Below are 13,241 nucleotides of genomic sequence, written 5' to 3' on the forward strand. Positions count from 1 at the left end.
TTACCCTACTATTTTCCGTGCAGTAAAACTCCCACCTCAAAATTCAGTTTGAGCAAAGAAGTTAGGTGGTAGATTAACTGCCCATAAATGTCCAATTGGTGAAGGCTAATAATCGGTGGGGATGAACAAAACCCCACTGATTAAAGTTTCACTTTATCCTTGTAATTCTTTTTTGATATTCTCTGTTAATGTAGCCATACGTTTGCGGCTTTCTTCACGCTCACGTTTGTTTTGTTCTTCAATTTGTTGTGTTTCTTGCATACCTCTTGAAATAATGTTCCAAGTTTCCTCAAGTGTTTCCATCTTAATACTAGAAGAACCTGATAATCTCGCTACTTCTACACTTTGCGTTGCGATATTCTGTGCATTTTTCTTAAGTAATTCATTTGTACGGCGATCCAGTTCAGCCATAGAATCTGCAACAAGCTTTTGACGCTTCGCATTTACCGCTTGAATGATACCATTTTTAAAGATAGGAATCGTTGTAATAAATGCTGTATTAATTTTACCAATTAATTTATTATTACCACGTTGAATCATACGAATTTGTGGTGCTGTAAGTAGCGCAACCATACGCGCTTTTTCTAAATCATCAATACGTTGCTCTAAAATTTCAACCGAGTTTTTAAGCGACTCTAATTCAATACCTGCTAATTGATCATTATTACGCACACGCTCTTCATACATCGGAACTAACTCTGTATTTAAACGCTCTAATAACATTTCTCCTGCTACTACGTACTTCTCTAAGTCTAAATAATATTTTAAGTTTTGCTCATACAAGCCATCTAACGTACCAATTGATTTTTTCATCTCATCTTGGTACTTCGTAATTTCCACATACACTTTATCAATTTCACGGCCCATCGTTTGATACTTGCTAAAGATTTGTTCAATCATTTTATCCGCTTTTTTGAACATACGTGAGAAGAAACCACTTTTCTCTTCCGCAAAGTCTTTGCTATCAAATCTGTCCATAATTTTACCAAGCTGTTTTAATAATTCACCAGAATCTTCTATCTTTGATAATGACATTGTATGTAAAATTTGATCAGCAAAACGTGAAATTTCCATAGAAGGTTCTTTTCCAAGTTCAATTAATTCTAATTGATCTTTAATATCTACCGCATTATAAATACGTTGTACATCCGCATCTTGTCTAAGTTGCAAGCGAACATCTTGTGCTGTTTGCTCATTTAATTCTGTTTTCGGATCTAGTACGACTGGGTTATTCATATGGTATTCTCCCTTTCCTTATAAAAATGGACGAAATAGTCCTTTTATTGTTTGTGATAAATTTTTATAGGCTGATGAACCATGAAACTCAAGATCGAAATTAACCTCTTCAAGCCAATGGGAATCAAATGCCCCCGCTTCAATATACGGTTCAATATCGTTTCTTCCCGTTGGATTGAAATGGAATACATCTACTCCAATTTGATTTAAAAATAGTAATAAAACAGCATCAGAACGAGTTAACTCTCCACTCTTCTCATTATTAAATATAACAATTTTCGGCACATCTTGTGAATAATCAAATTTCTCAAGCTGTTCTAAAATATTCGGTGGTATTTGAGAAAGTTGCGCGAAAACATATAGCGCTACATCTTGTTTTGTCTCTTTCGCAATTGGTTTGCACATTTCACTTTCACACGTATGGATAATCGCTTCTGCAATCCCATGTTGTAAACCTTCCGGTAAACGCTTATGCGGCCACCAATGGCTATTCATAATTAGATCCGGATGTAATTTCCCAGCTCGGTCTAATGCATCTCGATAATGATATTGGAAGTTTGCTTTTTGCTCTTTCGTAAATGGGAATGTATTAACTAGTATACTGTTATCAAATGATGTAACAGCCTTTAATCGTTGAAAATACTCTTTATCATTCTTTGAAACGCCTGATATTTTCGCAAATAAAGAAGGGATATAAATATGTTTATTTTCAACAAAGAATGTCGGGCGTACAAACGCCTTTTCTTTCGTAATTAAAAAGAGCTCATCATATGTTGTTTTTAGTGTACGAGCTACAGGCGTATAGGAACGGAATTGCCACGGCTTGTACAGCAGTGAATTATCGTGGTGAAGTACTTGCTCAATTTCTTTTGAAGCTTGATACGCTACTGTTGCCACACGCTCGCGGCGGCGATCTGGAAATGGTTCAAGAGAAATACGGCCTGGATGAGACACAATAAAGGTCCTTCCCTCTTCATCAACATTCTCAAATCCATCTTTTCCTTCTGGGTGATAATAAAGCACATCACAACCGAGCATAATAAGAAAGTATAAGAAATATATACGGCTTTCCTGTGCATCACCATACCAAACGATACGCGGCATCTGTTTCTTATAATTAATCGTAGAAAACCACTTCGCTACATAATTTTCGCTTAGTTTAATTATGTCGATTAAGAAACGACGGAAGCCTTCTGTCTTTAACGACTGATTATGTTGTTTCTCATATAATTTCAATAGTGAAATAAACGTCGTATGTATGTAATGCTGTAAATCAGGATTGTCTACTTTCGGTAAAAGTTGTTTCCCAGATAAGTGTGCAACTAACCTATTTACTGTCAGACCATTTGGTGCTTCTTGATGTAATCCGAACACTTCTTGAATATGACGAAGCTTTTCCGAATCAATCACTTTGTTTAAATTTTGTTCGTGTAAAACTTCGATTCCTTTCGCTTCACTATAATCAAACAGTTCATTAAAATATTCATCTACATCATTAGGAACGCCAAGGATTCGACATGCTATATAACTAAATTTCATCTCATTCTCTGTCAGTTCATATTGTGGACGTTTTTCTAAAAGCGTTTCAAATTGCTTTAAATCTGATTCATCTTTTAATGCATATGGTTGAAGTGTAAAACGTGAAAACACAACAGTTCACCTCCAAAAACAGTTACGTTTTTTCTAAGTCCTTCTTCTATTATAAACTATTTTTTGTTATAAAAAATGGGCGCTCGCAAAACGAGCAAACCCATTTCAATTATTTATTATCTTCTTTAGTAGCTGCAACTTCTTCTTTAGCTTGTCCAGAATTCTTCATGTAGTGAATTATAAATGTTGCTCCAAATGCTACAACTAAAATAATAAAGAATAGTGTATGACTAATCTCAATCTCGATTAAAGACAGTAACATTTTCGATGCAATAATTAAGATTAAAATGTATGCTGTCGTTTCAAGCTCTGGAATACGCTCTAATAATTTCAAGAATACACCGGCAATACCACGCATCATTAAAATACCTAGCATTCCGCCTAATAATAAAATCCAAACTTCATTAGATACACCAAATGCAGCAAGTACACTATCTACAGAGAATGCGATATCCATTAATTCGACCATGGCAACTGTTCCCCAGAAGACACCGAACATTCTGAAGAAAATACTGTTTTGGTTCATACCATGAGCTTCCTCTTCTTCACCTGCACCTTTACGCTTATCAATAAAGTATTTTACTGATAACCAAGCAAGGTAAAGTGCACCAAGAAGTTTTACCCACCATAATTTAATCAAGAACATTCCGATTCCAATTGCAATAAAGCGGAATATATAAGCTCCAATAAGTCCATAGAATAATGCTTTTTTACGTTTCTCTTCAGGAAGGTGTTTTACCATTACCGCTAACACAAGTGCGTTATCAGCAGATAACAACCCTTCAAGTACAACAAGTGTACCAATTAATCCCCAAGATACTGGATCTTGCAACACTTTAATCCACATGTCCAAGTCGAAAAACTGAGCATACGTATCAAGGATTCCTTGCAAAATACTCATCTTACCTTTATCCCCTATTCTTTGCTAGATTTATAGAAAGGTCAAAAAAAGGAAACGAATATCGTTTCCTTTCTATGCATCCAAGCCATACGCTCTTACAAGCGCACCTAAACCACCTTGGAATCCACTTCCTACTGCATTAAACTTCCACTGTCCATTATGACGGTATAATTCACAAAAGACAACTGCTGTTTCGATAGAGAAGTCTTCCCCTAAATCAAAACGAAGAACTTCTTCGTTCGTCTCTTCATTCGCTAAACGAACGAATGCGTTTCCTACTTGTCCAAAGTTTTGATTACGGCCTTCCGCATCATAAATTGTAACTGTAATAGCAATTTTATGAACGTCTGCTGGAACCTTTTTCAAATCTACAACAAGTTGCTCATCGTCGCCTTCGCCTTCACCTGTTCTGTTATCGCCAGTATGTAAAACTGATCCACAAGGAGACTTTAAATTATTATAGAAGATAAAATCAGTTTCCTTCGTACATTTCCCGTTCGCATCTAATAAAAAAGCAGATGCATCTAAATCGAAATCGTCTCCGCCATCATAAGATTTAATATCCCATCCAAGACCAATTACTGCTTTTGTTAAACCAGGACTCGTCTTACCTAAATCAATCTTCTGTCCTTTTTGTAACTGAATAGCCATTTATATTCACCTCTATATTTTTATCTTTAAAAATATACCCATCAGTAAACATGCATTTCACCAATGGATATATAAATTGAATCTATTACTCTACATCTAAACCAAAGTTATTGCATAGAGACGCTAACCCACCTTGGAATCCACTTCCGATTGCATTGAACTTCCAATCACCTGCATGGCGGTATAATTCACCTACTACTACCGCTGTTTCAATAGAGAAATCTTCTCCTAAATCGTAACGAATTAACTCTGCATTCTTTTCTTCATCGAGAATACGTACGAATGAGTTAGAAACTTGACCAAAGTTTTGGCTGCGGCCTTCTCCATCATAAATTGTAATTGTGAAACAAATACGTTCGATGTGAGCAGGAACATTTTTTAAATCGATTTTAATCGCTTCATCATCGCCTTCGCCTTCACCAGTTCGGTTATCTCCTAAATGCTCTACAGCACCATTCGCACCTTTGGGATTATTATAGAAAACGAAATCTTCTGCTCCTGAAACTTTACCGTTCGCACCTACTAAAAAGATACTAACATCTAAATCGAAATCAGCTTGTCCATCATAACGATTTGTATCCCAGCCAAGCCCTACAAGTACCTTTGATAAACCTGGATTTGTTTTTGTTAAATCTACCTTTTGTCCCTTTTTTAAAGAAATAGATGCCATTTAAAAATTCCTCCTTAGTTTATCCTATTGATAACGTGATACAATCTCACTTAAGTTTTTATCTTGCGTGCCTTCTCCAACTGCTGAAAACTTCCACTCATTTTCGTAGCGATACATTTCTCCTGCAATTAAAGTTGTTTTACTAGCATAGTTTTCTGATAAATTATAACGTGCTAATTCCTCACCTGTATGAGGATTTTGAATACGAATATAAGCGTTACGAATCATACCAAAGTCTTGACGTCTGTTTACACAGTCATAAATATTTACAACGAATACTAAACGGTTAATACGACTTGGGACTTTATGTAATTCTACAAAGATTGTTTCATCGTCACCTTCGCCTTCACCTGTTAAATTATCTCCTGAATGAATAATACTACCACAAGTAGAAAGTTTGTTTCCGAAGTAAACTAAATCATTTTTGTTTAAAAAACGATCTCCTTCTAACATAACAACAGATGCATCACAATCTATATTTGGTTTACTTCCAAATAATGAAGACAGAAATCCACCTGATTGCCCAATTGGATCCCAGCCTAAGCCAACCTGTAGTTTTGCTACTTTTGGTTGTCCTTTCGTTAAATCGATCTTTTGACCTTTTTCTAAAATAATAGGCATGAAGTTTCTCCCTTTCTACAAAGCATTTTCCATATCGGAAAATATTGTATTCTTCTCTTATATTGTAGCATTATTTACCTATTGATAAAAAGGATAAATTCTCAGTTATATGAAAACATTCATATAATTTACTTATGATGATGTAATAAGTGGTAAATAGCACCAATCATTCCTGCACAATTACCGTTTTGTGCAAGTTCAATCTCACAATTATTATAAATCTCTTGATTTAAGTATTTACTGACCTCTTCTTTTACTTCTTTTAAAAACTCATTTCCTCTATCGGTAATTCCTCCCCCAATAATAATTGTTTCTGGATTAAAAATATAAGCAAGATTACTAATTCCGATTGCCAAATGTTTAAAGAAAATCCCAACTGCTTGAGCAACTTCTCTATCTCCTTTATCATACAACTCAAAAATTGTTCTCCCATTCCACTCGCCTTTGCCTTTATATTTTCTTACAAGCCGAATTAATCCTGAAATCGAAGCAACCTCTTCAAATGTTTTTCCTTCTATTAGCATATTCCCCCATTCACCAGCACTAAATGAATGTCCTCGGTACAATTCTCCATCTATAAAAATTGCTCCCCCAACTCCTGTTCCAATGGTGAGCATAATAAAGTTCTCTTTCTCTCTTACACTACCATTCCACTTTTCTCCAAACGCTGCACAATTCACATCATTGTCAATCGATACTGGAACTTTTAATATCTCTTGCAATCTATCAATAATAGGAATAGTACTATATCCTGGAATATGATCCGCGCCTCCCGTCACAATTCCCTTATTAATATCAACAATTCCCGCAGTGCTAATACCAATTCCGGCAATAGTATGTTCATTCATTAATTTTTTTGATAAAAGAATGAGTTTTTGAATAATTTGTTCTCCGCCTAAGTGAATTTCTGTTGCAACTGTTTTACGCTTTAATACTCTCCCTGCTTCTGAAATAATGCCATACTTAATTTGCGTACCGCCAATATCAAACGCTATATACTCTTTCATCTACTGCCACTTCCTCTACCGTTATGAATGTAAATTCTCCACCTCTATTATTTGTAGGAAATCTACATTAACTCTTTTCTGCTTTGACAAATATACCACCTTTTTCTATATATAGTTTTTTTTGCATAAAACTCTTTTTCCTAAGAAATATTACAAAGGGATGTATTTTAGATGGAACATTCATTTCTTAGGAGGAAAACCATGACGAAAATCTTCATTTTAGCATCAACACTCTCTCTATCTTTTTTTAGCGGTTTAAATATCGGTAATGCTGCAACTGAAAACTTCCAACCATTAACAAACGCTATTGTACAAAATAGCGATCATTTTGCAGAAGGAAACTCAAAGGATAATAATAAACCTCCAGGAAATAACGGTTCTCAGGACGATAGTGGTTCCGGTGGCAGCGGCTCTGGTGAAAACGGTTCTGGTGGCGATGGCTCTGGCGGCAATGGTTCCGGCGGTAACGGTTCTGATGGCAGTGGCTCTGGCGGCAATGGTTCCGGCGATAACGGTTCTGGTGGCAACGGTTCTAGCGGCAGTGGTTCTGGTGGCGATGGCGGCAACGGTTCCGGCGGTAATGGTTCCGGTGGCAGTGGTTCTGGCGGTAACGGTTCTGGTGGCAATGACTCTGGTGGCAGTGGTTCTGGCGGTAACGGTTCTGGTGGCAACGGTTCTAGCGGCAGTGGTTCTGGCGGCTCTGGCGGCAACGGTTCCGGCGGTAATGGTTCCGGTGGCAGTGGTTCTGGTGGCAATGACTCTGGTGGCAGTGGTTCCGGCGATAACGGTTCTGGTGGCTCTGGCTCTGGTAGCAACGGCTCTGGTGGCAGCGGTTCTGGCGGTAACGGTTCTGGTGGCAGTGGCTCACACGGCGGTAATGGCTCTCAAGGTGGCAATCGTGTTAAAGGCGATAGCAATTCTCAGGAGGGCAACGGTTCTCAAGGGGGTAATGTAAAAGATAATACGAAAAAACAAGGTGATAAATTACCGAATACCGCAACGCATTACCCTATATCTATTTTAATGGGTCTTTCAACATTCCTAATTGGTATGTTACTGTTTATTCGTCGTAAAAACGTAAAATAAGAGCAACATACTTCCATCTAAAGAATACATGAAATACTTTATAAAACTAAAAAGGACTTTGGATTGCATTTTATTATGCAGCCCAAAGTCCTTTTTATCACCTATCAGAAAAAGTATTAATACGCTTTTCCCCAATACACCATTTGTTTAGCTTCTTTACCACAACAAATGCATTCTTCAGCTAAATGCTCTTGCTCAAAAGGCATACAACGTGAAGATACTCCAACTTCTTCTTTTAGTTTTTCTTCACAAGCTAATTCCCCGCACCACATTGCCTTAATAAAGCCTTGCTTTTCGTCAGCTATTTTTTTCATCTCTTCGAAATTTGTCGCAACATACGTATTCTCATCGCGAAATGCTTTTGCTTTATCAAATAAAGCAATATGAATTTCTTCAAGTAATGCTGGAATACGTTCTTCTAATTGATCCATTGGTACAAACTCTTTTTCCTTCGTGTCTCTTCTTACAAGTACAACTTGATTCTTTTCAATATCTTTAGGGCCAACTTCTAATCGAATTGGAATCCCCTTCATTTCATACTCATTAAATTTCCAGCCTGGTGTTTTATTACTAGCATCTATTTTTACTCGTGCAACCTTTTGAATATGTCCTTGTAACTCTGTTGCTTTTGCTAAAACTCCTTCTTTATGCTGAGCAATCGGTACAATAACAACTTGCACTGGAGCGACTTTTGGTGGCATTACCAGTCCATTATTATCACTATGAACCATTATTAGCCCGCCTATCATTCTTGTTGATACACCCCAAGATGTTTGGTGCACATATTGCCACTTACCGTTACGATCTAAAAACTTAATATCAAATGCTTCAGAGAAATTCGTTCCAAAGTTATGAGAGGTTCCTGTTTGAAGCGCTTTTCCATCATGCATTAAACTTTCAATTGTATAAGTTGCCTTTGCTCCAGCAAACTTCTCCTTTTCTGTTTTTTGCCCTTTAATAACTGGTATCGCTAAATAATCCTCACAAAAAGAAGCATATAAGTTTAAAATATTTAATGTTTCAGTCTGCGATTCTTCTGCCGTTTCATGGATTGTATGACCCTCTTGCCATAAAAATTCAGTCGTACGAAGGAATGGCCTAGTTGTCTTCTCCCAACGAACTACTGAACACCACTGATTATATAACTTTGGCAAATCATTATAGGATTGCACAATTTTTGAAAAGTGCTCACAGAACAAAGTTTCAGATGTAGGACGTACACAAAGTCTTTCCGCTAACTTTTCATCTCCACCATGCGTAACCCATGCTACTTCAGGAGCAAATCCTTCAACATGATCCTTCTCTTTTTGCAATAAACTCTCTGGGATAAACATTGGCATATATACATTTTCATGGCCAGTTCCTTTTAACTTCTCATCCATCACCTTCTGCATATTCTCCCATAAGGCATAACCATACGGACGTAAAATCATGCACCCTTTTACACTTGAATAATCAACAAGTTCGGCTTTTTTTACAATATCGGTATACCACTGCGCAAAGTCCTCTTCCATCTTCGTAATGGCTTGCACTTGTTCTTTTGCCATAGTCAGTCTTCCTCCTTCTAGAAAATACAAAAAAGCCCGCGTCCCTAAATAGGGACCGAGCTTTGCCGGCGTTACCACCCTGATTCATGCACAAAAATTGCGCATGCTCTCTTTTTGATAACGGGAAATTCCCGCTGCATATGCAGAACTCAAAGGCAGGTTCCATATTGCCTTTTTAAGAATCTTTCAGCCTGACGGATTCTCTCTCTGCTAAAAAGGTTGAACATGTACTAGTCCTTTTTCATCGTTATAACGAAATAAATTTGTTGATTATCATAATACAAATTCTTTTTTAAAACAATAGCTAATTTTCTTATTTTTATATATCCTTTTCATTTTTTGCAGTTTTATACGTAGCTTTTCCGCGTAATTTTCACAAGTTGATGTGCAATCATACCGATAAGTGTACCAAGTAGGACAAAGAAACCAATAAATCCATATCCCATTCCTTCCCACCCACCAATAACCATCATTGTAACGGGAAAGGACGCTAAGCAAAGAAGTATTAAACTAAGTGCAAATATAATATCAAACTGTTTGTCTGGAAACCGTTTCTTTAGTAAATATGAAATAGCAAATACAAGGATAATCGTGATTCCGCCAATGATGTAAAAAATACCAAATCCATCTAACCAATCCATAGTGTTCCCTCCCTCCATAGATTCCCTTATACTTAATTATATGTTTAATTTTTCTGAAAATAAATAATAAACTTTCACCTAAAAATATATATTTATTACTAGGTGTTAATAGTAATATATAATAATAGGTTTTATATAATCAGGAGGGAACTTTATGGATAAAGCATTAACAAACCACGTCATCATTTTATCATTCGACTGTTTATCAGCTTTAGATTTTCCTATACTACAAAAACTACCTCATTTCCAATCTCTAATAAAAAAGGGCACGGTTGTCGAAAAAGTAGAACCAATTTATCCTTCTGTAACATATCCAAGCCACTCAACAATCGTAACTGGTAATTACCCTAACAAGCACGGTGTTGTTAGCAATACGTTACTTCAACCAGGGCGTGAATCACCTGATTGGCATTGGTACCGAAAATCAATAAAAGGAACAACATTGTATGATGAAGCGCGCAAAGCAAATTTAACGACAGCTGCCCTTCTATGGCCTGTTACTGGAAGAGCGAACATCGATTACAATTTACCAGAAATTTTCCCCAATAGACCTTGGCAAAATCAAGTGTTAGTTTCCTTATTTAGCGGTAGCCCACTATACCAATTAGATTTAAATCGTCGTTTCGGCCATATAAGAAATGGTTTATCACAACCAGAGCTGGATGATTTCGTCCTCGCCTCTGCTGTGCATACAATCCAGACGAAAAAGCCTAATGTCATGTTCGTACATTTCACCGATCTAGACACACAAAGACACTATCACGGCTTTGAATCTAACGAAACAACAGCTGCTATCCAGAGACACGACAAACGTCTAGGGAAAATTATTCAAGCACTAAAAGAAAGTAACCTATACGAAGAAAGTACAATTATTGCCCTTGGTGATCATAGCGCTTTAAGTGAAAACAAATCCATCCAATTAAATGTGCTATTCCATCAAAGAGGACTTATATCTCTTAATAAAAAAGGAAAATTAGTAGACTGGAAAGCCTATTGCCAAAGTTGCGACGGCTCTGCCTATGTATATGTAAAGGACAAAAATGATATGGATACAATCCGGGAGGTACAACTACTCCTTGAAGAACTACTTCAAAATAAACAAAACGGAATTGAATTTATACTTCATGATGAAGCTGCCAAAGACTGCGGTGCAGACGGTAATTGTTTATTCATGTTAGAAGCACGAGAAGGGTATTATTTCACTGAAAACTATACAGGAGATTTTATAAAAGAAATTACTGAAAAAGATGTTACGCCTAGTAAAAAATATACATTTGGTACGCATGGATACTCTCCAACAAAACCTAACTATGAAACAATTTTTATCGCTGCTGGGAAAGGAATAAAAAGTGGCTTTACCGTCCCGTATATGAGACTTATTGATGAAGGTCCAACTATCGCTAGACTACTCGGTTTACACTTAGGTGAAACAGACGGAGCAATTGTAGAGGATTTACTCCAATTGTAAAGAACTGTGTATATATGTAAAAGTTATGTAAAATTCATCACTGTTTCTCTTTTTATAATTTTTATTTTTGTACACTGTTAGTAAAACAAATTTAAGGGGGAACATTATATGAAAAAAATGTCCAGACAAGAAAAAAGCTGGATATTATACGATTGGGCGAACTCTGTATACTCGCTCGTCATTACAACTGCATTATTTCCAATTTACTTTAAAGCAGCTGCAAAAGAAGCTGGACTATCTGGGGCAACTTCAACAGCATATTGGGGATATGCAAACTCATTCGCAACACTTTTAATTTCTATACTTGCTCCTATTCTTGGCACAGTTGCTGATTATAAAGGATTTAAAAAACGTTTTTTCACATTCTTCTTTGGACTCGGTATCGTATTTACAAGTATGTTAGCAGTCGTTCCAACCTCTCAGTGGTACTTATTGCTAGGGTGCTATATGCTCGCCTTAATCGGCTTTGCTGGAGCAAACATTTTCTATGATGCATTTTTAGTAGACGTCACTTCTGAAGATAGAATGGACCGAATTTCTACAAGAGGATTTGCATTAGGTTATATCGGGAGTACAATTCCTTTTATCGGTTGTATCGCTCTTATTATTCTTTCTCAAAAAGGAACTATTCCCTTATCGGTCGGCATTGCTAGTCAAATTTCCTTTGCAATAACAGCTCTTTGGTGGGGGTTATTTACAATTCCAATGCTAAAAAACGTAGAGCAAACACACTATATTGAGCGTCATCCAAGACCTATTAGAATGAGCTTCAAACGTCTTGCTGATACTTTTAAAAATATTAAAGAATATAAAACTGTATTTATGTTTCTAATCGCTTACTTTTTCTATATTGACGGAGTCGATACAATTATTACTATGTCTACCGCTTACGGAACCGATCTCGGTATTAGTGCAACGAATCTATTAATCATATTATTTGTAACACAAATTGTCGCTTGTCCATTTGCTTTACTATACGGAAAATTATCTGAAACATTTACTGGCAAAAAAATGCTATATGTCGGTATCATTATTTATATCATTATTTGCACATATGCTTATTTTTTAAAAACGACACTTGATTTTTGGATTTTAGCAATGTTAGTTGCTACATCTCAAGGTGGTATTCAAGCACTAAGTCGTTCATACTTTGCAAAACTAGTACCAAAAGAATCTGCTAATGAATTCTTCGGATTTTATAATATATTTGGGAAGTTTGCCGCAATTATGGGTCCGGTATTAGTCGGTGTTACAACGCAATTAACAGGAAAAACAAACGCTGGTGTTCTTAGTATTATTGTTCTATTTATTATCGGAGGATTCTTACTAACTAGAGTTCCAGAAAATAATACATCCGTTACACCACCTAGTCCAAAGACTAAAACGCTATAAGAAAAGATCCTCTTCTCATAAGAAGAGGATCTTTTTTATTTTTAAAGGTGCGCCTTATAATGAACGACTCTACTGCTTGTACAAAAATAATTTATCAACAGTTGTTCCTAATACTTCAGCTAAACGGAACGCTAACGCTAAGCTTGGATCATATTTATTATTCTCAATTGCATTTATCGTTTGTCTAGAAACCTTACATTTATCAGCTAATGCGCCTTGTGAAATATTATTTTCAGTGCGTAATTCATAGATTTGATTTTTCACACCATTGCTCCTAACCTGTAAAATCGTTTTTACAACATCAGTATATAATTGGCTCATATAGTTGTCAAAAGTTCCTCAAAGAAAAAAGGAGCAATATTGCTCCCTTA

General features: G+C 36.3%; 13 protein-coding genes and 1 other annotated feature. Of the genes, 3 read left to right on the forward strand and 10 right to left on the reverse strand.

All coding sequences use genetic code 11. The features are described from left to right. Positions 1-153: 153 nt before the first annotated feature. The 7 genes from AB6801_RS21965 to AB6801_RS21995 all read right to left on the reverse strand — a co-directional run bounded on the left by AB6801_RS21965 (position 154) and on the right by AB6801_RS21995 (position 6,736). On the reverse strand, positions 154-1,236 hold the full coding sequence (locus tag AB6801_RS21965; RefSeq protein WP_001064409.1) for a toxic anion resistance protein: 1,083 nt from the start codon (positions 1,234-1,236) through the stop codon (positions 154-156). A gap of 18 nt (positions 1,237-1,254) precedes the next feature. Beyond that, a complete protein-coding gene (locus AB6801_RS21970; protein WP_000492864.1) occupies positions 1,255-2,886 on the reverse strand; it encodes a YceG family protein in 1,632 nt (543 codons plus the stop codon). A gap of 109 nt (positions 2,887-2,995) precedes the next feature. Beyond that, on the reverse strand, positions 2,996-3,787 hold the full coding sequence (locus AB6801_RS21975) for a TerC family protein (RefSeq protein WP_000025688.1): 792 nt from the start codon (positions 3,785-3,787) through the stop codon (positions 2,996-2,998). A gap of 72 nt (positions 3,788-3,859) precedes the next feature. After that, the gene (locus AB6801_RS21980; RefSeq protein WP_001007532.1) at positions 3,860-4,438 is read right to left on the reverse strand and encodes a TerD family protein; all 579 of its coding nucleotides are present in this window, start codon (positions 4,436-4,438) and stop codon (positions 3,860-3,862) included. Between the two features lie 85 nt (positions 4,439-4,523). Beyond that, positions 4,524-5,108, reverse strand: a complete 585-nt coding sequence (locus AB6801_RS21985) for a TerD family protein (protein ID WP_000146720.1) — start codon at positions 5,106-5,108, stop codon at positions 4,524-4,526. Positions 5,109-5,132: 24 nt separating this feature from the next. Further along, a complete protein-coding gene (locus AB6801_RS21990) occupies positions 5,133-5,729 on the reverse strand; it encodes a TerD family protein (protein WP_001121578.1) in 597 nt (198 codons plus the stop codon). Between the two features lie 128 nt (positions 5,730-5,857). Beyond that, positions 5,858-6,736 carry an ROK family protein gene (locus AB6801_RS21995; protein ID WP_000666107.1) on the reverse strand — a complete coding sequence of 293 codons (879 nt, stop codon included), beginning with the start codon at positions 6,734-6,736 and terminating at the stop codon, positions 5,858-5,860. Positions 6,737-6,937: 201 nt separating this feature from the next. Between AB6801_RS21995 and AB6801_RS22000 the strand changes: the two genes are divergently transcribed. Then, positions 6,938-7,822 carry an LPXTG cell wall anchor domain-containing protein gene (locus tag AB6801_RS22000; RefSeq protein WP_097999053.1) on the forward strand — a complete coding sequence of 295 codons (885 nt, stop codon included), beginning with the start codon at positions 6,938-6,940 and terminating at the stop codon, positions 7,820-7,822. 116 nt (positions 7,823-7,938) lie between these two features. On the opposite strand, the gene proS is transcribed toward AB6801_RS22000, so the two are convergent. Then, the gene (gene proS, locus AB6801_RS22005; protein WP_065704939.1) at positions 7,939-9,369 is read right to left on the reverse strand and encodes a proline--tRNA ligase; all 1,431 of its coding nucleotides are present in this window, start codon (positions 9,367-9,369) and stop codon (positions 7,939-7,941) included. Between the two features lie 47 nt (positions 9,370-9,416). Next, positions 9,417-9,623: a binding site (T-box leader), on the reverse strand. A gap of 93 nt (positions 9,624-9,716) precedes the next feature. Further along, complete coding sequence (locus AB6801_RS22010; protein ID WP_000383853.1) at positions 9,717-10,010, reverse strand: YesK-like family protein; 294 nt, start codon at positions 10,008-10,010, stop codon at positions 9,717-9,719. A 154-nt stretch (positions 10,011-10,164) separates the two neighbouring features. On the opposite strand from AB6801_RS22010, the gene AB6801_RS22015 reads away from it, so the two are divergent. Both AB6801_RS22015 and AB6801_RS22020 read left to right on the forward strand, forming a co-directional pair. Continuing rightward, positions 10,165-11,478 carry an alkaline phosphatase family protein gene (locus AB6801_RS22015; protein WP_000356419.1) on the forward strand — a complete coding sequence of 438 codons (1,314 nt, stop codon included), beginning with the start codon at positions 10,165-10,167 and terminating at the stop codon, positions 11,476-11,478. Positions 11,479-11,586: 108 nt separating this feature from the next. Then, on the forward strand, positions 11,587-12,870 hold the full coding sequence (locus AB6801_RS22020; RefSeq protein ID WP_000738812.1) for an MFS transporter: 1,284 nt from the start codon (positions 11,587-11,589) through the stop codon (positions 12,868-12,870). A 69-nt stretch (positions 12,871-12,939) separates the two neighbouring features. Here the strand turns inward: AB6801_RS22020 and AB6801_RS22025 are convergent, their stop codons facing one another. Further along, entirely contained in the window at positions 12,940-13,191 is a 252-nt protein-coding gene (locus AB6801_RS22025) for a helix-turn-helix transcriptional regulator (RefSeq protein WP_002023181.1), read from the reverse strand. Positions 13,192-13,241: the final 50 nt, after the last annotated feature.

It is taken from the genome of Bacillus sp. RCC_6_1 (genome assembly GCF_041360755.1).
GTDB lineage: Bacteria > Bacillota > Bacilli > Bacillales > Bacillaceae_G > Bacillus_A > Bacillus_A cereus.

Coding starts and splice junctions, on each gene's coding strand:
- AB6801_RS21965 (WP_001064409.1), bottom strand. CDS start 1,236: ATGAATAACCCAGTCGTACTAGATCCGAAAACAGAATTAAATGAGCAA.
- AB6801_RS21975 (WP_000025688.1), bottom strand. CDS start 3,787: ATGAGTATTTTGCAAGGAATCCTTGATACGTATGCTCAGTTTTTCGAC.
- AB6801_RS21980 (WP_001007532.1), bottom strand. CDS start 4,438: ATGGCTATTCAGTTACAAAAAGGACAGAAGATTGATTTAGGTAAGACG.
- AB6801_RS21985 (WP_000146720.1), bottom strand. CDS start 5,108: ATGGCATCTATTTCTTTAAAAAAGGGACAAAAGGTAGATTTAACAAAA.
- AB6801_RS21990 (WP_001121578.1), bottom strand. CDS start 5,729: ATGCCTATTATTTTAGAAAAAGGTCAAAAGATCGATTTAACGAAAGGA.
- AB6801_RS21995 (WP_000666107.1), bottom strand. CDS start 6,736: ATGAAAGAGTATATAGCGTTTGATATTGGCGGTACGCAAATTAAGTAT.
- AB6801_RS22000 (WP_097999053.1), top strand. CDS start 6,938: ATGACGAAAATCTTCATTTTAGCATCAACACTCTCTCTATCTTTTTTT.
- proS (WP_065704939.1), bottom strand. CDS start 9,369: ATGGCAAAAGAACAAGTGCAAGCCATTACGAAGATGGAAGAGGACTTT.
- AB6801_RS22010 (WP_000383853.1), bottom strand. CDS start 10,010: ATGGATTGGTTAGATGGATTTGGTATTTTTTACATCATTGGCGGAATC.
- AB6801_RS22015 (WP_000356419.1), top strand. CDS start 10,165: ATGGATAAAGCATTAACAAACCACGTCATCATTTTATCATTCGACTGT.
- AB6801_RS22020 (WP_000738812.1), top strand. CDS start 11,587: ATGAAAAAAATGTCCAGACAAGAAAAAAGCTGGATATTATACGATTGG.
- AB6801_RS22025 (WP_002023181.1), bottom strand. CDS start 13,191: ATGAGCCAATTATATACTGATGTTGTAAAAACGATTTTACAGGTTAGG.